Source organism: Xanthomonas campestris pv. campestris str. ATCC 33913 (assembly GCF_000007145.1).
GTDB classification, from domain to species: Bacteria; Pseudomonadota; Gammaproteobacteria; order Xanthomonadales; family Xanthomonadaceae; genus Xanthomonas; species Xanthomonas campestris.
The window spans coordinates 1,752,231-1,772,512 of the sequence record NC_003902.1 but is presented as its reverse complement, the minus strand read 5'-3'; the positions used below and the strand labels follow the sequence as shown (position 1 = coordinate 1,772,512).

Sequence of the window (20,282 nt, the reverse complement as noted above, 5' to 3'; positions counted from 1 at the left end):
ATGCGGCGATTGTGGTCTGCGCGCGCGGCGTACGACAAGCGTGTACGCAGCGAGGCTGCGGTTTGGCGCTGCTGTGGTGGTGGCTCGGCGCCTGACGCCGTGCAGGCTGAGCAGCCTAGACATCGTAGGAGCGCGCTTGTGCGCGAGGTGGCGTTCTCGGTAACGCCTCATCGCGCGCAAGCGCGCTCCTACGAGGCGGGGTATCGCAACCGGATACGCCGCGATACCGGCAACGCCATCACGCGCCTGATCCCGATAGGCATGTGACTCATCAGATGTGGCACGTGGTCTTGGCTCGGCCGCCGAAACGGCTCAAGCCTAAATGCAGGCTTGCAAGCCCAGGCGTTGTAAGAGCGCGCGCGCGCGATGTCGCGTTATCGGTAACGCTTCATCGCGCGCAAGCGCGCTCCTACGAGGCGGGATATCGCAACCGGATACGCCGCGATACCGGCAAGGCCATCACGCGCCTGATCCCGATAGGCATGTGACCAATCAGATGTGGCATGTGGTGTTGGCTCGGCCGCCGAAACGGCTCAAGCCTAAATGCAGGCTTGCAAGCCCAGACGTTGTAGGAGCGCGCTTGCGCGCGATGAAGCGTTATCGATAACGGCTCATCGCGCGCGAGCGCGCTCCTACGAGGCGGTGGATCGCCATCTGATACACCACGATTCCAGCAAAACTATTACGCGCCTGATGTGGATAGGCCTCGACCGGTGGCGCGTGACGAAACGCGGCCGACCTCAGCGCAGGCCGGTTTCGCCGCGCGCGATCACCAAGCGTTGAATCTCCGAGGTGCCTTCGTAGATCTCGGTGATCTTGGCATCGCGGAGAGCGTTCCAGCGTTGCCGCACCCGCGGCAGCGCTGGAGCGCGGCCGACCTCAGCACACCCCGGTTTCGCCGCGCGCGATCACCAGGTGTTGAATCTCCGAGGTGCCTTCGTAGATCTCGGTGATCTTGGCATCACGGAGAGCGTTCCAGCGTTGCCGCACACGCGGCAGCGCTGGAGCGCGGCCGACCTCAGCGCAGCCCGGTTTCGCCGCGCGCGATCACCAGGTGTTGAATCTCCGAGGTGCCTTCGTAGATCTCGGTGATATTGGCATCACGGAGAGCGTTCCAGCGTTGCCGCACACGCGGCAGCGCTGGAGCGCGGCCGACCTCAGCGCAGGCCGGTTTCGCCCCGCGCGATCACCAGGCGTTGAATCTCCGAGGTGCCTTCGTAGATCTCGGTGATCTTGGCATCGCGGAAGTAGCGCTCCAGCGGCATTTCCTTGGAATAGCCCATGCCGCCGTGGATTTGCACGGCCTGATGGGTGATCCACATCGCCGCTTCCGAGGCGATGAGCTTGGCCACCGCTGCTTCGGTGCCGAACTTCTGGCCCTGCCCCTTGAGCCAGGCCGCGCGCAAGGTGAGCAGCAAGGCTGCGTCGAGCTTGCACTTCATGTCGGCGATCTTGGCCTGGGTCATCTGGAAGGTGCCGATCGCCGCGCCAAACGCCTTGCGCTCCTTCACATAGGCCAGCGTGGCCTCATAGGCCGCGCGCGCAATGCCCACTGCCTGCGAGGCAATGCCGATCCGGCCTGCATCGAGCACGCTCATCGCAGTCTTGAAGCCCTCGCCTTCCGCGCCCAGCACCTCGTCCGGCTGCGCTACGTAATCGGCGAACTCAATCTCGCAGGTGGCCGAGGCGCGGATGCCGAGCTTGGGCTCGGTCTTGCCGCGATGGAAGCCGGCGCGCGCCGTATCAACCATGAAAGCAGTAATGCCGCGCGAGCCCTTGTCCGGCTCGGTCACCGCGAACAACACGATGTACTTGGCCACCGGGCCGGAGGTGATCCAGCTCTTCTTGCCATTGATGACGAAGCTGCCATCGCCCTGCTTGATCGCACGGCAACGCATGGCCGAGGCATCCGAGCCGGACTGCGGTTCGGTCAGCGCAAATGCGCCGATGTGCGTGCCTTCGGCGATTGCGCGCACGTACAGCTGCTTCTGCGCCTCGGTGCCGTTCTTCAGGATGCCGGTGCAGAACAGCGAATTGTTGACCGACATGATGGTGGAGTGCGCGCCATCGGCGGCGGCAATCTCGATCATCGCCAGCGCATAGCTGATCGGGTCCATGCCGGCGCCGCCGTACTCGGCCGGCACCTCGATGCCCATCAGGCCGTTCTCGCCCAGCAACTGGATGTTCTCCAGCGGAAACTCGCCGCTGCGGTCGAACTGCTCGGCGCTGGGGGCGATCTTTTCCTGCGCGATCCGGCGGGCCACGTCCTGGATCATCAGTTGTTCTTCGGTAAAGCTGAAATCCACGTTCGACCCCTCCCGGGTATTGGCTGAGCGGCCATTGTAGCCACAACCATTCGCATGCGTATGTAGTTGACCCCACACCCCGCCCGGTCGAAAATATCTCCATATCGCGATATAGAGATATTCATGGATCTGGAAGACTGGTCGGCCCGCCTGAAAGTGTTTGCCGACGCCACCCGGGTACGCCTGCTGGCCTTGCTGGAACAGGAAGAACTCACCGTGGCCGAGCTGTCGGCCATCACCCGCCTGGCGCAGCCGCGGGTCTCCACCCATCTGGCCAAGCTCAAGGAAGCTGGCTTGGTGCGCGACCGCCGCGCCGGCGTGTCGGCCTACTACCGGTTTGACGAAGTGTCACTGGACCCGGCCCAGCGTGCGCTGTGGCTGGCGCTGAGCACCGGCAGCGACGACCCGCTGCTGCGCCAGGACGCCGAGCGCGTGGCTGCCGTGCTCGCCAACCGCGCCGCCGACCAGAACTGGGCCGATTCGGTGGCCGGCGACATGGAGCGGCATTACTCCCCGGGGCGCACCTGGGAAGCGCTGGCACGCACCGCGCTGCCGCTGCTGGAAACCGGCGACGTGCTCGATATCGCCTCCGGCGATGGCGTACTCGCCGAGCTGGTGGCGCCGCACGCCACCCGCTACATCTGCATCGACACCAGCGCACGCGTGGTCGCTGCGGCCAGCGAGCGCCTGCGCAAGCTGCGCAATGTGGAAGTGCGCGAAGGCGACATGCATGCACTGCCCTTCCCCGATGCCAGCTTCGACCTGGTGGTGCTGATGCACGCACTCACTTATGCAGCCAAGCCCGCGCAGGCGGTGGCCGAGTCGGCGCGCGTACTGCGCCCCGGCGGCCGGCTGTTGCTGTGCAGCCTGGCCAAGCACGAGCACCGCGCAGCGGTGCAGGCCTACGGCCACGTCAACCTGGGCTTTGCAGCGAAGGAATTGCGCAAGTTCGTAGAGAAAGCCGGCCTGGACGTGTCCAACCTGGAGTCAGTGACGCGCGAAAAGCGTCCACCGCATTTCGAAGTGATCTCGTTGATTGCGATGAAGCCGGGAATCGGGAATCGGGAGTCGGGATTGGTTGAAGGCAAGAGCAACGCGTCGCGGAGAGCCAACGCATGACACACCTACCAATCCCCAGTGCCGAATCCTCCATCCCGTTTTCGCTGCCATGGCTGCACCCGGAGCGCGCCGCCAAGCTCACCGCGGCGCTGCGCGAGCGCATCCTCATCATCGACGGTGCGATGGGCACCATGATCCAGCGTCACGATCTGCAGGAATCCGATTACCGCGGCACGCGGTTTGCCGAGGGGTACGACAGCGCGCAAGGGCACGTGCACGGCGCCGGCTGCGATCACGCGCCGCAAGGGCATGACCTGAAGGGCAACAACGATCTGCTGCTGCTGTCCAGCCCGGAGATCATCGCCGGCATTCATCGCGCCTACCTGGATGCCGGTGCAGATCTGCTGGAAACCAATACCTTCAACGCCACCTCGGTCAGTCAGGCCGACTATCACCTCGAACATCTGGTGTACGAGTTGAACAAGGCCGGTGCCCAGGTCGCACGCGCCTGTTGCGATGCCGTCGAAGAGCTGACACCGCAGAAGCCGCGCTTTGTGATCGGCGTGCTCGGCCCCACCAGCCGCACCGCATCGATCAGCCCGGACGTCAACGACCCCGGTTACCGCAATACCAGCTTCGATGCGCTGCGCGAAACCTATCGCGAAGCCATCGACGGCCTGATCGATGGCGGCGCCGATACCTTGATGGTGGAAACCATCTTCGACACCCTCAACGCCAAGGCTGCGTTGTATGCGATTGAAGAAGTGTTCGAAGCGCGTGGCGGCCGCCTGCCGGTGATGATCTCCGGCACCATCACCGATGCCTCCGGGCGCACGCTGTCCGGGCAGACCGCCGAAGCGTTCTACGCCTCGGTCGCACACGGCAAGCCGTTGTCGGTGGGCCTGAACTGCGCGCTGGGCGCCAAGGAGTTGCGCCCGCACGTGGAGACGCTCTCGCAGATCGCCGATGCCTACGTCAGCGCGCATCCCAATGCCGGGCTGCCCAATGCGTTCGGCGAATACGACGAGACGCCGGCAGAAATGGCCGAAACGCTGCGCGAGTTCGCCAAATCCGGCCTACTCAACCTGGTAGGCGGTTGCTGCGGCACCACGCCGGACCATATCCGCGCGATTGCCGAGGCCGTGGCCGACCTGCCGCCGCGCCAGCTACCCAACGCGCTGGAGCAAGCCGCATGACGCAGGCCTGCGCGCGCCGTCTTCGTTGCCGGCCTGACACGCACGCGTGCTCTAGCCGACCCGTCACCTTGCAGATGCCCGCATGAACGCACAGCCCCGCTACACCCGTCTGTCCGGCCTGGAACCGCTGGTCATCACTCCAGACCTGTTGTTCGTCAACGTGGGCGAGCGCACCAACGTCACCGGCAGCGCGCAGTTCCGCAAGCTGATCAAGGAAGAGCGCTACGAGGAAGCGGTGGAGGTCGCGCGCCAACAGGTCGCCAACGGCGCGCAGATTCTCGACGTCAACATGGACGAGGGCCTGATCGATTCCGAGAAGGCAATGACGCGCTTTCTCAACCTGATCATGTCCGAGCCGGATATCGCGCGCATCCCGGTGATGGTGGATTCGTCCAAATGGACCGTGATTGAAGCGGGCCTGAAGTGCCTGCAGGGCAAGAGCATCGTCAACTCGATCTCGCTCAAGGAAGGCGAAGCGGTGTTCATCGAACAGGCGCGCAAGGTGCTGCGCTACGGTGCCGCCGCGGTGGTAATGGCGTTCGATGAAGTGGGCCAGGCCGACACCTGCGCGCGCAAGGTGGAGATCTGCACACGCGCCTACAAGGTGCTGACTGAAAAAGTGGGCTTCCCGCCGGAAGACATCATCTTCGACCCGAACATCTTTGCGGTGGCTACCGGCATCGAGGAGCACGACAACTACGCGGTGGACTTCATCGAGGCGACGCGCGAGATCAAACGCACCCTGCCGCATTGCCATATCTCCGGCGGCGTCTCCAATGTGTCGTTCTCGTTCCGCGGCAATGAAAGCGTGCGTCAGGCGATCCACTCGGTGTTCCTATTCCATGCAATCAAGGCCGGCATGGACATGGGCATCGTCAACGCTGGCGGCATGCCAATCTACGACGAGCTCGACCCGGAGCTGCGCGAGCGCGTGGAGGATGTGATCCTCAACCGCCGCAAGGACGGCACCGAGCGACTGCTGGAAATCGCCGAGCGCTACAAGGGCACCAAGGGCGCCGCCAGGACCGAGGACCTGGCCTGGCGCGAAAAACCCGTGCGTGCACGCCTGGCGCATGCGCTGGTGCACGGCATCGATGCGTTTGTGGAAACCGACACCGAAGAAGCCCGGCAACTCTCCACGCGCCCGCTGGACGTGATCGAAGGGCCGCTGATGGACGGCATGAATGTGGTCGGCGATCTGTTCGGCGCCGGCAAGATGTTCCTGCCACAGGTGGTCAAATCCGCACGCGTGATGAAAAAGGCCGTGGCCTATCTGCTGCCCTTCATCGAGGCGGAAAAACTGCGCACCGGCGATGTCGGCAAGTCCAACGGCAAGATCATCATGGCCACGGTCAAGGGCGACGTGCATGACATCGGCAAGAACATCGTCGGCGTGGTGCTGGCGTGCAACAACTTCGATGTGGTCGACCTGGGCGTGATGGTGAGCGCGCAGGTCATCCTGGATCGTGCGCGCGAAGAAAACGCAGACCTGATCGGGCTATCGGGCCTGATCACGCCCTCGCTGGAAGAGATGTCGCACGTGGCGCGCGAGATGCAACGGCAGGGCTTCGAGATTCCGCTCCTGATCGGTGGCGCTACCACCTCGCGTGCGCACACGGCGCTGAAGATCGACCCGCATTACACCGCGCCGACCGTGTGGGTGAAGGATGCCTCGCGTGCGGTGGGGGTGGCGCAATCGTTGATCTCGCGCGATCTGCGCCAGGCCTTCGTCGCCGCCAACGAGGCCGATTACGCCGAGATCCGCGCGCGTCATCGCAACCGTGGCGATGCCAAGCGACTGGTGTCGCTGGAAAAGGCACGCGCGCAAAAGTTCGATGGCGGCTGGGACAGCTACACGCCTCCCGCGCCGCGCCAGCCCGGCCTGCAGGTGTTCGACGACTACCCGCTGGACGAGCTGATCGAGCTGATCGACTGGACCCCGTTCTTCCAGGCCTGGGAACTGGCCGGCAAGTTCCCGGCCATCCTCAGCGACGAGATCGTCGGCCCCCAGGCCAGCGAGCTGTATCGCGATGCCCGGCGCATGCTCAAACGCATCGTCGAAGAGAAATGGCTGACGGCCAAAGCCGTCTTCGGCCTGTGGCCGGCGAACAGTGTGGGCGATGATGTTGTTGTCCTCACTGAGCCGGCGGACTCGGCAATCCCGCATGGCGAATCGCACAGCGCCGCGGAAGCGCTCGACCATTCCCGATTCTCCATTCCCCATTCCCTGCACTTTTTGCGCCAGCAAGTCGATAAACCCGTCGACCGCCCGGATTTCTGTCTGGCCGACTTCATCGCGCCCAGGAGCAGCGGCAAGCAGGACTGGATTGGTGCGTTCGCGGTCACCGCCGGGATCGGCATCGACCCGCATGTGGCGCGTTTTGAAGCGGCCCACGACGACTACAACTCCATTCTGCTCAAGGCGTTGGCCGACCGCCTGGCCGAGGCCTTGGCCGAACGCCTGCATCAGCGCGTGCGCACCGAATTCTGGGGCTATATCGCCGATGAAACGCTGGACAACGAGGCGTTGATTGCAGAGCGCTATCAAGGTATCCGCCCGGCGCCCGGTTATCCGGCCTGCCCGGAGCACAGCGAAAAACGCACCTTGTTCAATCTGTTGCATGCCGAGCGCAACGCGGCGATGTCGCTGACGGAAAGCTTCGCCATGCTGCCCACCGCGGCCGTGTCGGGCTACTACTTCAGCCACCCCAAGAGCCAGTATTTCGTAGTGGGGCGCCTGGGCAAGGAACAGGTTGCCGACTACGCCAAGCGCAAGGGCATCACGCTGGCGCTGGCCGAACGCTGGTTGGCATCGAATCTGGACTACGACCCGGAGTGAGGGCAGCTGATCTGCCGCCTGGCTGCAGGGCCCTTGCCCGCCCCCCATCACGCGATACGCTGCAAGTACGTCCTTGTAAGCGCTTACGCGGCATCCATGCCGCGTAAGGTCCCGCGACAGTGGGCAAACAAGGACCAATCGAGATGGGCGGTGTGCATGGTTTTCAACAAAGCAACCAGAAAACTCTCTGGCGTGGTGTCCTCACCGCTTGCGGGACCGTGTGGCGGCATGGATGCCGCCACCGAGCCCCCAGGGATGGGTTCCCGGCGTGTCCCATGAGCGGTGAGGGAATCGCGCCCTCGACCGACTAGGCTTCTGACCTCAACGTCTGACTGCGTCTAAATGCCGCTACGAGTCGATATCTCGGCGCCTTGAAGTCATTGAAAGGTGGGCACACCCCGCCGACCGTGTCGCATCACGCAGCCGGCCGCAACACGTTCAACACTTCGTAGCACGCACCCATGGTGTGGTAATCGGTCTTGCCGGCCGGGCTCTTCTCGTCACTGTACTTGCGGTTGTCCGCATCCAGGATGCGGTACCACGCGCCGTAGCGGTGATCGATCATGTGCGTCCAGGAATAATCCCAGAGCTTGTCGTACCATTGCCAGTAGCGCGCCTCACCGCTGCGCTGCGCCAGCAACGCAGCGGCAGCCAGCGACTCGGCCTGCACCCAGAAATACTTGTCGTCGTCGCAGACCTTGCCGTCGGGGTCGAAACCGTAATACAGCCCGCCACGCTGCGCGTCCCACGACCGCTCCACCGCCACATCGAACAGGTGCTGCGCAGTCGGCAGCAACCAGTCGGCCGGCGCATAGCGATCGAGCAACATCAGCAACTTGGCCCATTCGGTCTGGTGCCCGGGCTGGAATCCCCATGGACGGAACAGGTGCTTGGGATTGTCGCGGTTGTAGTCCCAATCGATATTCCACTGCAGATCGTAGTGCTCCCACACCAGGCCATCGGCCTTGGCGGCCTGGCGCCGGGTCATGTTGTCGGCGAGCAGCAGCGCGCGGTCGAGATAGCGCTGCTCACCGCTGGCCTCGTAGGCGGCGATCATTGCCTCGCACATGTGCATGTTGGCGTTCTGGCCGCGATACGTGGTGAAGTTGAACTGCGCATCGGCCTCGTCACGGTACAAACCAAAACCCGGCTCCCAGAAATGTTTCTCCAGTAGCTGCCAGGTCTCGTCCATCCACGCGCGCGCTTCGTCCACGCCGGCCTTCAAGCCGCACGAATACGCCAGCAACACGAAGGCCACGCCGTAGCAGTGGTTCATGTCGTCTTCCACCACGCCATCGCGCAGCGTCCACGCATAACCGCCGGTGGCGGCATTACGGTGCACGTTACGCAAATAGGCCAGACCATGCCGCACCGCGTCCAGATAGTCGGCATTGCCGAATTCGCGGTAGGCCATCGCATAGTTGAAGACAAAGCGCGTGCTGCTCACCAGATGCCGGTGCCCGGCGTCGTAGATGGAGCCGTCGTCGCGGAAATACTGGAAAAAGCCACCGGCCGGGTCGATCGCGCGCGGGTGGTAGAAGGCCATGGTGTCGGCGATGTGCTGGCGCAGGACATCGGCCGAACGGAAATCCGGTGGGGGGGTCGCGGGCAATGGGCTCATGATTGTTCCTGGATCAAAGAATGGACCTCGTCAACGCTGGGCATCGCGGCAAACGCGCCCTTGCGTGTCACCGCCAGCGCACCAACCGCGGCGGCGAAGCGAATCACCTCGGCAATGGCCGCCGGGTCGGCACACAGCTGCTCAAGCGTGCTCGCGCGCGCTGCCAGCTGGAACAACAGGCCGCCCACGAAGGCATCGCCGGCCGCCGTGCTGTCGCGCACCTGCACATGGAACGCGGGCACCTGCCCGGAATCCACACGCGTCTGCCAATGCACCGGCCCGCCGCCATCGGTGACCAGCAACCAACGGGCGTGGCCTTGCCACAGCTTCTGCGTCACCGCGCTGGCATCGCTGTCGAGCGTGCCGGCGAGATAGTCGAGCTCTTCGCGCGACAGTTTCACCACGTCGGCAAGCGCGAGCGCTTCCCACAACAGCGGTGCCGGGTCGACATCCTGCGGCCACAGCATCGGGCGCAGATTGAGATCCAGGCTGACGATGGCGCCATCGGCACGCGCGCGGCGCATGCCGTCGAGCGTGCACCGCGCGATGGCCGGCTCGGTCATGCTGTTGGAGCACACGTGCAACACGGCCGCCTGCGCAAAGCCATCGGCGGCGAAATGTTCGGCACGGAACAACAGGTCGGCCGCCGGCGGGCGATAGAAGCTGAAACTGCGTTCGCCGGCCGCATCCAGCGCGACGAATGCCAGCGCCGTCTTGGCCTCATCGGTGCGCACGATGCCATCGGTCACGACACCGGCCTGCTGCAGGCTCTCCAGCAGAAAATCGCCAAACATGTCGCGCCCGAGCATGCCTACAAAATGCGCCGCGCCGCCCAGGCGTGCCACCGCAACAGCCACGTTGGCCGGAGCGCCACCCGCATATTGGGCGAAGGTGCGGGCCTCGTCCGGGCCGGCCGGCGGCAGCGCCAGCATGTCGATCAGCGCTTCGCCGAAACACACCACCTGGTTCTTGGCAGCACTCATGCGCGCGCCTCCGCCAGTGCGCCGCGCAGACGCGAGCCCCAGATGCCGTAAAACACGATGTACAGGTAGCACAGCAGCGGCAACACGAACGACTCATGCAAGCCGATGCGGTCTGCCAGCAGGCCCTGCAGGTAGGGCACGATCGCGCCGCCCACAATGGCCATGATCAGCAGGCTCGACGCACGCCCGGTCAGCGGGCCAAGACGCTCGATGCCCAAGGTGAAAATGGTCGGGAACATGATCGAGTTGAACAGGCCGATCGCCACCAGCGCATACACCGCCAGCATCCCGCCACTGGCCATGGTCAGGCCCAGCAGCAGCGCATTGATACCTGCGAATACCGACAACAACACGCGCGGCGACAACTTGGCCAGCAGCGCCGAGCCAATGAAGCGCCCGATCATCGCCAGCGTCCAGTACGCGGAGACGTAGTTGGTTGCCTGACGCTCGGTGAAGCCGCCGATCTGCGGCAGCGAGAAGTAGTTGACCATCAGGCTGCCGATCGCGACTTCCGCCCCCACATAGAAGAAGATCGCCAGCACGCCGAACCGCACATGCGGGTGGCGCAATGCATCCAGCAGTGAATGCGCGCTTTCGTCCTTCTGCGCACTCGCATCGGTGAGCGCCGGCAGGCGGAACAGGAACACGAAGATCGCCAGCAGGAACAACACCACCGCCAGGCCGATATAGGGCCCCTGCACTGCCTGCGCTTCCTGCACGCGATAGGCCAACTGCTCGGCGTCCGGCAGCACCTTGAGCTGGTCGCCCGTCATCACGGTGTTGGACAGGATCAGCCAGCCACCGAACAGCGGCGCGATCGCGGTACCAAGCGAATTGAGCGCCTGTGCCAGGGTCAGCCGGCTCGATGCGCTGCGCTCGGGACCGAGCAGCGCCACGTATGGATTGGCCGCCACTTGCAGGATGGTGATGCCGGTGGCCAGCACGAACAACGCACCGAGGAAGGCGCCATACACGCGCAATTCCGCCGCCGGCCAGAAGCCCAGCGCGCCAACCGCCGCCACCGCCAGGCCAGCCACGATGCCCTGCTTGTAACCCAACCGCGCCACCAGCCAGCCGGCCGGCAGCGACATCAGGAAATACGCGCCGAAGAAGGTGAACTGCACCAGCATCGCCTGCGCGAAGTTGAGCTCGAACACCGCCTTCAAATGCGGGATCAGGATGTCGTTGAGGCAGGTGAGAAAGCCCCACATGAAAAAGATCGTGGTGGCCACCGACAACGCGACGCCGTTGTTGACGGGCGCCTTGTTGCCGCTTGGCACATTGGATTGCGTGGAAAGGGAAACCATAGGAGTTGCCTGGTCAGCGGCCTGGGGCCTTGGTGGGGGGATGGGTGGACACTGCGGGGGACGGTGCACATGCGCTGCTCGCGCGAATCTTCAATGCCACCGCGGCGGTAAGCCGCTGCGGCGCATGGTCGGGGTCTTCAATGCGCTGCAGCATCAGCTGTGCGGCCTGCTGCCCACGCGCGCGCGGGTCGGCCGCCAAGGTGGTGAGTGCGGGGGTGAACAAGCCGGCTTCGGCGATATCGTCAAAGCCGGTCACTGCGAAGTCGCGGCCGGGCACAATGCCGCGCATGGCCAACGCGGCCATCAATCCGAGTGCAACGCTGTCGTTGTAGCAAACCGCGGCACTGGCAGTGCGGTCGGGGTGCGCAAGCATCTGGGTCGCACAGACTGCGGCATCCTGGCGGTTGGGCGCCGACTCCACCCACTGCACTGCCAGACCGGCGGCCGCCATTGCGCGCGCGTAACCGGCGCGCCGTTGCCGGCAGGAACTGGATGCGGCATGCCCACCGAAAAACACGATATGCCGATGGCCCTGCGCGATGAGATGCGAGCAGGCCTCGAACGCGCCCTGCTCGTTGTCCAGCGCCAGCAGATCCCACTCGGCGTCGGCGACCTCGCGATTGAACAGCAGCACGTTGCGCTGCCGTCCCAATGCCTGGGTCAGTGCCTGCGCCTGACTGCCTTCGGCCGGCGACAGGATAATGCCGGCGGGCGTGTGCTCCATCAGCGAGCTCAGCACCGCCTGCTGGCGCTGCGTGGATTCACCGGTGCTACCGAGCAAGGTCACGTACCCGGCTGCGCCCAGCGCCTCGTCCACGCCAGCAGCGAATTCGGCAAAGAACGGATTGGACAGATCATTGATCACCAGCGCGATGCTGGATGACGTGCGGCGGCGCAGATTGGCGGCGGCACGGTTATAGACATAATGTTGGCGATCCAGCTCGGCCTCGACCCGCGCGCGCGTGCTCGCATGCACCAGCGGGCTGCCACGCAGCACCAGCGACACCGTCGCGCGCGAGACACCGATGGCGTTGGCGATATCGCGCAAGGTCACCGCGCCACGGCGGGTGCTGCGCGCTGCGTCGTCCTCAGGCGACGGAGGCGCCGGCGTGGTGCGGGTCACGCAGCAGACCTGGAGTGGTAAGGAAGAGGCATGCACTCGACGCTGATTGGATCGATCCAATTAGGCCTTTTCCCTGCATTCAATGCATGCGGCAGTGCAGCATTTCTGTGGGAACGGGCTGGAGCGTGCGTTGGTCAGTCCAATGGTACTGACGAATGTCCCTTGCCCCACGACGACCAGAGCAAGCGCCCTGACTCCAAGCGCAGCGCCTGTGTGCTGGCCCCAGCGTATCCGCGGCTCACCCTCACTGGAACGCGATCGACAGCCCTAACCCGCCCTGCCAGTCCGGGCTCTCGGAGGTCAGCCCCCGCAACACCGAGACATCCAACTGCATCGCGTGCGGCAGCTGCCATGCACCGCCCGCGCCCGCCACCCGTGCATGGTCACCCCCCGAGTCGATGCCGGCTTCCACATAGGTGCTGAAGTGCTCGCCGGAAAAGAAGGTGTAGTTCGGTGCGAAGGTCCATTGGTGGCCATCGCTATCGCGGGCATAGTTGACGTACAACGCCAATGCGCGCTCCTGCGGTAGGTCCCACGAGGCGGTGACACCCAGTTCGCGCGAATAGCCGTCGCTGAAGGCCGCACTGCCGGTCGGCACGCTGTAGCTGCCGAGCACGGCCCAATGAAAGCTCTCCACGCGCGACGGCAGCGCCACCTTGAGCGCAACGTGGCTGTCGCCACCACCCCGCACACGTTCACCACCGCCGTGCTGCCAGTTGTAGCTGTCACTGCCCAGCTGCAGCTCGACGTTCTCAAACAGGCCCAGGCGCAGCACGGTATCGGCCGTGTACAGCGTGGTGCGCTGCCCGCCGCTGCGGTCAGTGCTGGCATCGGGAAGCCCCTGCTCCCAGGCAAACGCGCCGGGGCGCAGCGTCTCGGCCGCGAACGGGATCCCCGGGCGATCGAACGCCGGCGCATCGTCGGCCTGCGCGGAAGCGCGCTGGCTGAGCAGAGTCAGTGCGAGCAGCACTGCGGCGGATGTACCGAGACCGCGTGCAAATGATCGGCGACGTGATTGCGCGCAATACGTTGCTTCAGCCGCAGGGGAAGAAGCAAGACGAAAAAGCGACAGTGCGGACATGGCAAGACCTTCCAATGAAGAAGCGGCGGCGCATCAGTCGCGTCATCATCCCGAAGCCGCCATCCGCGAGCGCTGCGATGGTGGGGTGCTGGCCGTGATTAGCCTGTGTATCGCGGCGCAACAGAACCGAAGCGCTGGAAGGCGGGCATTCGTTAGGCCTGCGGGCCAACAAAGACAGCGACGGGCAAACAAAAAGGCACCGCTCAGGTGCCTGATTTGCTGCCTTCAATGTGCCGGAAAAACACGCCCCGCCTCACCAGACCAGGTCGTCCGGCACCTGATACTTCGGGTCGGCGTACGGGTCGTCACCGGCCGGTGCATTGGGATCCACTTTCAACGCTACCGATGGTGCAAACACGGCTTCGGCTTCGGCCAGCACCTGCGCTGTCACCAGCAGATAGCGGCCGTTGAGTTGCAGCACGCCCAACTGGCCGGCATTGAGGGCCTTGAGCTGATCGGCGGTGACGTAGATGCGCTTGATCTTGCCGCCATATGGAAAATGGCGGGCGATGTCCGCTTCCGCGTGATTGAGGCTCTTGTCCTTGAGCAGTTCTTCCAGCTTGGCCTTGGCTTCGCGCCGCAGGCGTGCTTCTTCCTGCTTCACGCGCTCGGCTTCGATGCGCTCGTCCTTCTCGCGTTGCGCGCGGATCGCGTAGGCCTTGGCCAGATCGATGTCCTCGCGGGTACGCGCAGGCCGGGGCCCACGACGGTCTGCGTTCGGATGCGGCCTGGCGGAGGGCGCGGGCTTGCCGTCGGGTGCCGCAGCGGCATGCGGCCGCTGCGGTCCCCTGCCCTGTCCCGGCTTGCCGGGCGCAGGCTTGCCACCCTTGCCATGCGGACGCGCGGCAGGCCGTGCGTCGGGTTTGCGTTCGGGCTTGGGGGCGGGCTTGAAGCCCAACCCAAGCAACTGGTCACGTAGGGTATCGCTCATGGCGGTGGCAATCTGCAATCAATAGTGCGGCGGTGGCGGTTCGTCCGCCGCATCCGCAAACAACGTGGAGCGCACCTTGCCCAGATCCTCGAGCAGGTGGCGGATCAATTCGGCATTGCGGGCGCCCGTCAAACGGGCGTCCGCAAGCGCTTCACTCAGTTCGGTCAGCGCCTGCTCCTGAAAAGAGAGGCGCGTTTCCAGTTCCACCAACCGCGCTTCCAGTTCCTGGTCGCGCGGCGAGAGTTGCTCATGCATGCAGCGAACGGCCTCGTCCGATGGCGTAGTACGCCAGACCTGCGGCTTCGATCTCCTGCGGGTCGTACAGGTTGCGGCCGTCGAACACGACGTCGTCCTTCAGAGCCTGCTTGATCTTGCCGAAATCCGGGCTGCGGAACTGCTTCCACTCGGTGACCACGACCAGCGCGTCGGCGCCTTCCAGTGCGGCGAAGGCGTCGTCGCAGAACGCCAGGTCGTCGCGCTCGCCGAAGATGCGCTTGGCTTCGTGCGTGGCTTCGGGGTCGTACGCGCGCACCTTGGCACCGGCTTCCCACAACTGCGCCATCAGGCGACGGCTGGAGGCTGCACGCATGTCATCGGTATTGGGCTTGAACGCCAGGCCCCACACCGCAAAGGTCTTGCCGGCGATGCTGCCGTTGCCATCGGCATAGTGACGCTGCACCAGTTCGAACAGATGCCCCTTCTGCGCGTTGTTGACGCTTTCCACCGCGTTGAGCAGGGTCGGCTGCATGCCGTACTGCTGCGCGGTCTTGGCGAGCGCCTGCACATCCTTCGGGAAGCACGAGCCGCCGTAGCCGGCACCGGGATAGATGAAGTGCCAGCCAATGCGCGGATCCGAACCAATGCCGTTACGCACATGCTCGACGTCCGCACCGACGCGTTCGGCAATGTTGGCGATCTCGTTCATGAAACTGATCTTGGTCGCCAGCATCGCGTTGGCCGCGTACTTGGTCAGCTCGGCCGAGCGCACATCCATTTCCACGATGCGATCGCGGTTGCGGTTGAACGGGGCATACAGACGGCGCATGCGTGCAATCGCTGCCGGCTTCTTGGCCCCGATCACGATCCGGTCCGGGCGCATGCAGTCGGCCACCGCGTCGCCTTCCTTGAGGAACTCAGGGTTGGAAACCACGTCGAACTCATGGTCCACGCCGCGTGCATCCAGTTCTTCCTGGATGGCCGCGCGCACCTTGTCGGCGGTACCGACCGGCACCGTGGACTTATTGACGATCACCGACGGCCCGTCGATATGACGGCCCACGGTGCGCGCAACCGCCAGCACGTACTGCAGGTCGGCGCTGCCGTCCTCGTCCGGCGGCGTGCCCACGGCGATGAAGGTGATTTCGCCGTGCGCAATCGCCTCGGCCGCGTCGGTGGTGAAGCGCAACCGGCCAGAGGCGTGGTTGGCTTTCACCATCGGCTCCAGGCCGGGTTCATAGATGGGAATCACCCCACGATTGAGACCATCAACTTTCGCCTGGTCGATATCCACGCAGATAACGTGATGACCTACTTCCGCCAGACAGGTACCGGTGACAAGACCAACATAGCCGGTACCAAAGATCGCAACTCGCATGGGTGGGGGTACTCCTGTGGGGGATCAGGGAAGGATACCCATCAGTTCGACATCGAACGTCAACGTTGCGTCCGGTCCGATCGGCCCCCCTTGCGTGCCGTTCGGGCCATAGGCCAAGTTGGATGGAATCCAGAAACGATATTTCGAACCGACCGGCATCAAGGCGACACCCTCGGTCCATCCAGCAATCACTTGATTCAGACCAAACTCGGCCGGCTGGCCGCGCTGGTAAGAGCTATCGAAGACCTTCCCGTCGAGCAGCTTGCCTTCGTAGTTGACGCGCACCGTGTTGGTAGGCATCGGGCGCTCGCCGCTGCCCTGGCGCAGCACCATGTACTGCAGACCCGAGGCCGTGGTGATCACGCCCTTTTCGGTCTTGTTCTTGGCCAGGAACGCATTGCCTTCTTCGCGATTCTTGGCGCCGGCTGCGCCCTGCTTGGCAGTGGCGAACGCCTGCATCGTTGCGGCCGCTTCCTGCTGGGTCAACCGCGTGGTGCCCTTGGCGAATACGGTGCGGACGGCTTCCATCAGGATCGACAGATCGATCTCGTCCTTGATGCCGGCCAGCGACGGGCCAACCGCGCGGTCACCCAGCATCAGGCCGACATTTTCCTTGGACGGCGCCGCCGGGGCGCTGCCCGGTGCCATGCCCGGCATCTGCTGGCCATTGCGTGCCGCCAGCGCGGTGCGCAGTGCGGTGTCGGTGGCCTGGGTCTGCTCGTCGGACAACAGCGGCTTGCCGCCCTTGAAGGCGTTCTCGATGGCGCGCTGCATGGCGCTCACATCGATGTCCTGCGCGATCGGCTCAAACGAACGTGCCACGTCCATACCGATGGCGTAACTCACGTTGCTCTTTTCAGACGATGCATTCAAAGCCGGCTTCTCCTTGGTGGCCGCTGCGGCCGGTTGTTGCGACATCGCAGGCATCGTTGCCAACATTGCCACCATCAGTAGCGACGCCGCCGCGCCGCGCTTTCCCATCTTCATTCGATGCACTTCCCGAAAGTGAAAAGATCACGCCGACGCCGGCGCTGAATGCGCATTGTCGCATGTGCACGCGACGTTGCGCGCGCCGCGCTCAGCGTGCTGGCGCCTTGAGCTCGCGCTCGATCGCCGCCAGCACCTGCGGATCGTCCGGCTTGACCTTGCTCGGGAACTGCGCCACCACATGTCCATTGCGACCGATCAAATACTTGTGGAAGTTCCAACCCGGCGCCACGCCGGTCTCGCGCGTCAGTCGCTGATACAGCGGGGTCGCCTGCGCGCCCAGCACATGCACCTTCTCAAACATCGGGAACTTGACGCCATAGGTCAGCGTGCAGAATTCCTGGATCTGTTTCTCAGATCCGGGTTCCTGCCCCTGGAAATCGTTGGACGGGAAGCCGAGCACCGTGAACCCGCGGCTGCCGAAGCGCTGATTGAGCGCTTCCAGGCCTTCGTACTGCGGGGTGAAGCCGCACTTGCTGGCGGTGTTGACCACCATCACCACCTTGCCGCCGTAACTACGGTTCAGGTTGATTGGGGCCTTGCCGGCCAGCGGGCGATAGTCCAGATCCAGCACCGAGGTACCGGCTGCCACCGCAGCAGTGGAAAAAAGTCCAGCAAATACAAGGACCAACAGACGATTGAGCGACATGAGCGGTGCCCTAGGTGGTGAGGACACACGCGCCGGCGGCGGGGTGCCATCAGTTGGGTATGACAGGCAGTTGACTGCCTGCGTGTCGGTGTTATAGTTGAATACAAAACCAGTCATCCAACGCAGGGGAAAGCATGAACAGCACACGCTTTACGCGACCAGTTCCGCTGCTGCTGTTCGGCAGCACCCTGTTCGCCATTGGTTGCCTGGGAGCCGCTTCCAGTCAGGTCACGGATACCGGCGCCGATTATGGCGCGTCGGAGGCGGTTACGGAAAACGCGACAACTCCCCCCGAGACACGCACCCGGCCCAGCCGGCACCTGCGCGCCTCGCTGTCGATGCCCTATTTCTCCTTCGCGCAAGTCCTGCGCCCACGGAGCTGATCATGACTGACATCCAGTGGAGCGACGGCGCTCCCATCTATCGCCAACTCAAGGAACGTGTGATTGCCATGATGCTCGATGGAATCCTCAAGCCTGGCGACGCCCTGCCCTCGGTGCGGCAAGTGGCGGCCGACTATCAATTGAACCCCATCACCGTTTCGCGCGCCTATCAGGAACTGGCCGACGAAAACCTGGTGGAGAAGCGCCGCGGCCTGGGCATGTTCATGACCCCGGAAGCCGCACAGAAATTGCGTGGAAGCGAACGCGAGCGCTTCCTCAATGAAGAATGGCCTGCGGTGCTGGAACGCATCCAGCGCCTGGGACTGACCATCGACGATCTGCTGCCACAGGGGAAAACACCATGACCGCCGTCTCCACCGACCACGTGGTCGACGCTCGTGGCCTGCGCAAGGCCTACAAGCACCGACTTGCGCTGGACAACACCAGCTTCACCATCGCCGCCGGCCGCATCATCGGGCTGATCGGCCCCAACGGCGCCGGCAAGACCACCGCGCTGAAGGCCGTGCTGGGCCTGACCGATTTCGACGGCGAGCTGCAGGTGCTGGGCATGGACCCGCGCACGCAGCGCAATGCGCTGATGAACGAGGTCTGCTTCATCGCCGATGTGGCAGTGCTGCCGCGCTGGCTGCGGGTCGGTGAGGCCATCGACTTCGTCGCCGGCGTGCACCCGCGCTTTGACCGCGCCAAATGCGAGCGCTTTCTGGCCAACACCCAGCTCAATCGCAAATCGCGGGTGCGCGAACTCTCCAAGGGCATGATCGTGCAGCTGCACCTGGCCCTGGTGATGGCCATCGATGCGCGCATCCTGGTGTTGGACGAACCCACGCTGGGCCTGGACATCCTGTACCGCAAGCAGTTCTACCAGCGCCTGCTGGAAGACTACTTCGACGAGCAGAAAACCATCATCGTCACCACCCACCAGGTGGAAGAGATCGAGCACATCCTCACCGATGTGATGTTCATCCGCGATGGCCGCATCGTGCTCACGGCCGATATGGAACACGTCGCCGAGCGCTACACCGAAGTACTGGTCAACGCCGAGCACCTGGACAGCGCGCGCGCACTGGGCCCCATCGACGAGCGCAGCCTGCCGTTCGGCAAGACCGTGATGCTGTTCGACGGTGCGCCCAAGGAGCAACTCGCCCGCTTCGGTGAAACCCGCAATCCCGGCCTGGCCGATCTGTTTGTTGCTGTCATGAAGGGGACCTACGCATGAATGCAATGACCCACCAAGCATCTCCCGCACGCACGTTCACCTGGCTGCTCAAACGCGAGTATTGGGAGCACCGTGGCGGTTTCGTCTGGTCGCAGGTGATCACCGGCGGCATCGCGGTGTTCTTCGCGCTACTGGGCGCAGTGATCGGCGCAGTCAGCGCGCGCGGCAACATGTCCGGCGACAGCATGAGGATGGACGACCTGGCCGAATACACCCGCACCCTGGGCCAGGTGGGCGACGGCCTGCTGCTGGGCGGCATCGGCATCGCCTCGGTCGTACTGGCCTTCGTGGTGTTCTTCTATGCGCTGGGCAGCCTCTACGACGACCGCCGCGATCGCAGCGTGCTGTTCTGGAAGTCGTTGCCGGTGTCGGACACGCAGACAGTGCTGTCCAAGGCCGCATGGGCGTTGTTGCTGGCGCCGCTGATCGCGATTGCGATCGGTCTGGTGGTCGGCCTTGCCCTGTGGTTGATCGCCATCGGTGGTGCGTTGATCGCCGGCGTCCCCAGCCCATGGGCCATGGCCACGCATTCGCATCCGTTCGCTTTGGTTGGACGGCTGTTGATGACCGTGCCGATGAGCCTGTTGTGGTCGCTGCCGACCGTGGGCTGGCTGATGTTCTGCTCGGCCTGGGCCACGTCCAAGCCGTTCCTGTGGGCGGTGCTGTTCCCGCTGCTGGCCTGCGTGATGCTGAGCATTCTCTCGGCCATGCCCGGTGTGTCGCTGCCGATCGGCTGGGTCTGGTACATCGTCGGCTACCGCGGCCTGCTCAGTGCCCTGCCCGGCACCTGGTCGCCGCGCGCGGTCAGCGGCACCCTGGACAGCAGTGCGATGCAGAACCCCAGCGACCTGGTGCAGTGGGTGCTGCAACACACCGACAGCGCACGCGTCTACGGCAACCCGGACATCTGGATCGGTGCGGCCATCGGCGTTGCCCTGATCGCTGCCTCCATCTACCTGCGCCGCCGGCGCTCCGAAGCCTGAGGT

The 20,282-nt window shown here is 64.3% G+C and carries 21 protein-coding genes and 1 pseudogene; 8 read left to right on the top strand and 14 right to left on the bottom strand.

From position 1 onward, the window contains the following. Nucleotides 1-740: 740 nt before the first annotated feature. The 4 genes and pseudogenes from XCC_RS07915 to XCC_RS07900 form a co-directional block, all read right to left on the bottom strand. Nucleotides 741-827 (bottom strand): annotated as a pseudogene (locus XCC_RS07915) (acyl-CoA dehydrogenase family protein); the annotation flags it as partial. A gap of 52 nt (nucleotides 828-879) precedes the next feature. Further along, entirely contained in the window at nucleotides 880-990 is a 111-nt protein-coding gene (locus tag XCC_RS07910) for an acyl-CoA dehydrogenase family protein (RefSeq protein WP_019237783.1), read from the bottom strand. Nucleotides 991-1,018: 28 nt separating this feature from the next. Further along, the gene (locus XCC_RS22545; protein WP_043877804.1) at nucleotides 1,019-1,129 is read right to left on the bottom strand and encodes an acyl-CoA dehydrogenase family protein; all 111 of its coding nucleotides are present in this window, start codon (nucleotides 1,127-1,129) and stop codon (nucleotides 1,019-1,021) included. Between the two features lie 28 nt (nucleotides 1,130-1,157). Continuing rightward, nucleotides 1,158-2,306, bottom strand: coding sequence for an acyl-CoA dehydrogenase family protein (locus tag XCC_RS07900; protein WP_011036700.1), 1,149 nt, complete (start codon nucleotides 2,304-2,306; stop codon nucleotides 1,158-1,160). A gap of 123 nt (nucleotides 2,307-2,429) precedes the next feature. Here XCC_RS07900 and XCC_RS07895 point away from each other — a divergent pair, with 123 nt between their 5' ends. The 3 genes from XCC_RS07895 to metH all read left to right on the top strand — a co-directional run bounded on the left by XCC_RS07895 (nucleotide 2,430) and on the right by metH (nucleotide 7,400). After that, nucleotides 2,430-3,425, top strand: a complete 996-nt coding sequence (locus tag XCC_RS07895) for an ArsR/SmtB family transcription factor (RefSeq protein WP_040941503.1) — start codon at nucleotides 2,430-2,432, stop codon at nucleotides 3,423-3,425. After that, entirely contained in the window at nucleotides 3,422-4,561 is a 1,140-nt protein-coding gene (locus tag XCC_RS07890; RefSeq protein WP_011036698.1) for a homocysteine S-methyltransferase family protein, read from the top strand. Before XCC_RS07895 ends, XCC_RS07890 begins: the two co-directional genes overlap by 4 nt. Nucleotides 4,562-4,643: 82 nt before the next feature. Then, entirely contained in the window at nucleotides 4,644-7,400 is a 2,757-nt protein-coding gene (metH, locus tag XCC_RS07885; protein ID WP_011036697.1) for a methionine synthase, read from the top strand. 415 nt (nucleotides 7,401-7,815) lie between these two features. Here metH and XCC_RS07880 read toward each other — a convergent pair whose 3' ends face one another. The 5 genes from XCC_RS07880 to XCC_RS07860 all read right to left on the bottom strand — a co-directional run bounded on the left by XCC_RS07880 (nucleotide 7,816) and on the right by XCC_RS07860 (nucleotide 13,515). Continuing rightward, nucleotides 7,816-9,021, bottom strand: coding sequence for an AGE family epimerase/isomerase (locus XCC_RS07880; protein WP_011036696.1), 1,206 nt, complete (start codon nucleotides 9,019-9,021; stop codon nucleotides 7,816-7,818). Next, nucleotides 9,018-10,004, bottom strand: coding sequence for a carbohydrate kinase family protein (locus tag XCC_RS07875; protein WP_019237781.1), 987 nt, complete (start codon nucleotides 10,002-10,004; stop codon nucleotides 9,018-9,020). The genes XCC_RS07880 and XCC_RS07875 overlap by 4 nt, the downstream gene beginning before the upstream one ends. Continuing rightward, nucleotides 10,001-11,311 carry an L-fucose:H+ symporter permease gene (gene fucP / locus XCC_RS07870; RefSeq protein WP_011036694.1) on the bottom strand — a complete coding sequence of 437 codons (1,311 nt, stop codon included), beginning with the start codon at nucleotides 11,309-11,311 and terminating at the stop codon, nucleotides 10,001-10,003. The genes XCC_RS07875 and fucP overlap by 4 nt, the downstream gene beginning before the upstream one ends. A gap of 13 nt (nucleotides 11,312-11,324) precedes the next feature. Continuing rightward, on the bottom strand, nucleotides 11,325-12,434 hold the full coding sequence (locus XCC_RS07865) for a LacI family DNA-binding transcriptional regulator (RefSeq protein ID WP_016944503.1): 1,110 nt from the start codon (nucleotides 12,432-12,434) through the stop codon (nucleotides 11,325-11,327). Between the two features lie 244 nt (nucleotides 12,435-12,678). Beyond that, entirely contained in the window at nucleotides 12,679-13,515 is an 837-nt protein-coding gene (locus XCC_RS07860; protein ID WP_011036692.1) for a transporter, read from the bottom strand. Here XCC_RS07860 and XCC_RS07855 point away from each other — a divergent pair. Further along, entirely contained in the window at nucleotides 13,434-13,613 is a 180-nt protein-coding gene (locus XCC_RS07855; protein ID WP_162274426.1) for a hypothetical protein, read from the top strand. The genes XCC_RS07860 and XCC_RS07855 overlap by 82 nt on opposite strands. Before the next feature lie 155 nt (nucleotides 13,614-13,768). Here the strand turns inward: XCC_RS07855 and XCC_RS07850 are convergent, their stop codons facing one another. From XCC_RS07850 to XCC_RS07830, 5 genes are all read right to left on the bottom strand, one after another. Beyond that, complete coding sequence (locus XCC_RS07850; protein WP_043877923.1) at nucleotides 13,769-14,446, bottom strand: DUF2058 domain-containing protein; 678 nt, start codon at nucleotides 14,444-14,446, stop codon at nucleotides 13,769-13,771. An 18-nt stretch (nucleotides 14,447-14,464) separates the two neighbouring features. Beyond that, nucleotides 14,465-14,701, bottom strand: a complete 237-nt coding sequence (locus XCC_RS07845) for a SlyX family protein (protein WP_011036690.1) — start codon at nucleotides 14,699-14,701, stop codon at nucleotides 14,465-14,467. Continuing rightward, nucleotides 14,694-16,040: a UDP-glucose dehydrogenase family protein gene (locus XCC_RS07840; protein ID WP_011036689.1), complete on the bottom strand. Its 1,347-nt coding sequence runs from the start codon at nucleotides 16,038-16,040 to the stop codon at nucleotides 14,694-14,696. The genes XCC_RS07845 and XCC_RS07840 overlap by 8 nt, the downstream gene beginning before the upstream one ends. Before the next feature lie 24 nt (nucleotides 16,041-16,064). After that, the gene (locus tag XCC_RS07835; RefSeq protein WP_225041547.1) at nucleotides 16,065-16,967 is read right to left on the bottom strand and encodes an FKBP-type peptidyl-prolyl cis-trans isomerase; all 903 of its coding nucleotides are present in this window, start codon (nucleotides 16,965-16,967) and stop codon (nucleotides 16,065-16,067) included. Nucleotides 16,968-17,118: 151 nt separating this feature from the next. Continuing rightward, complete coding sequence (locus tag XCC_RS07830) at nucleotides 17,119-17,676, bottom strand: glutathione peroxidase (RefSeq protein ID WP_011036687.1); 558 nt, start codon at nucleotides 17,674-17,676, stop codon at nucleotides 17,119-17,121. A 134-nt stretch (nucleotides 17,677-17,810) separates the two neighbouring features. Between XCC_RS07830 and XCC_RS07825 the strand changes: the two genes are divergently transcribed. Genes XCC_RS07825 through XCC_RS07810 form a run of 4 tightly spaced genes read left to right on the top strand, consistent with a single transcriptional unit; the run spans nucleotide 17,811 to nucleotide 20,279 of the window. After that, complete coding sequence (locus tag XCC_RS07825; protein ID WP_012438718.1) at nucleotides 17,811-18,059, top strand: hypothetical protein; 249 nt, start codon at nucleotides 17,811-17,813, stop codon at nucleotides 18,057-18,059. A 2-nt stretch (nucleotides 18,060-18,061) separates the two neighbouring features. Then, nucleotides 18,062-18,424: a GntR family transcriptional regulator gene (locus XCC_RS07820; RefSeq protein WP_011036686.1), complete on the top strand. Its 363-nt coding sequence runs from the start codon at nucleotides 18,062-18,064 to the stop codon at nucleotides 18,422-18,424. Next, nucleotides 18,421-19,296: an ABC transporter ATP-binding protein gene (locus tag XCC_RS07815; RefSeq protein WP_011036685.1), complete on the top strand. Its 876-nt coding sequence runs from the start codon at nucleotides 18,421-18,423 to the stop codon at nucleotides 19,294-19,296. Before XCC_RS07820 ends, XCC_RS07815 begins: the two co-directional genes overlap by 4 nt. After that, a complete protein-coding gene (locus XCC_RS07810) occupies nucleotides 19,293-20,279 on the top strand; it encodes an ABC transporter permease (RefSeq protein ID WP_011036684.1) in 987 nt (328 codons plus the stop codon). The genes XCC_RS07815 and XCC_RS07810 overlap by 4 nt, the downstream gene beginning before the upstream one ends. Nucleotides 20,280-20,282 lie beyond the last annotated feature (3 nt).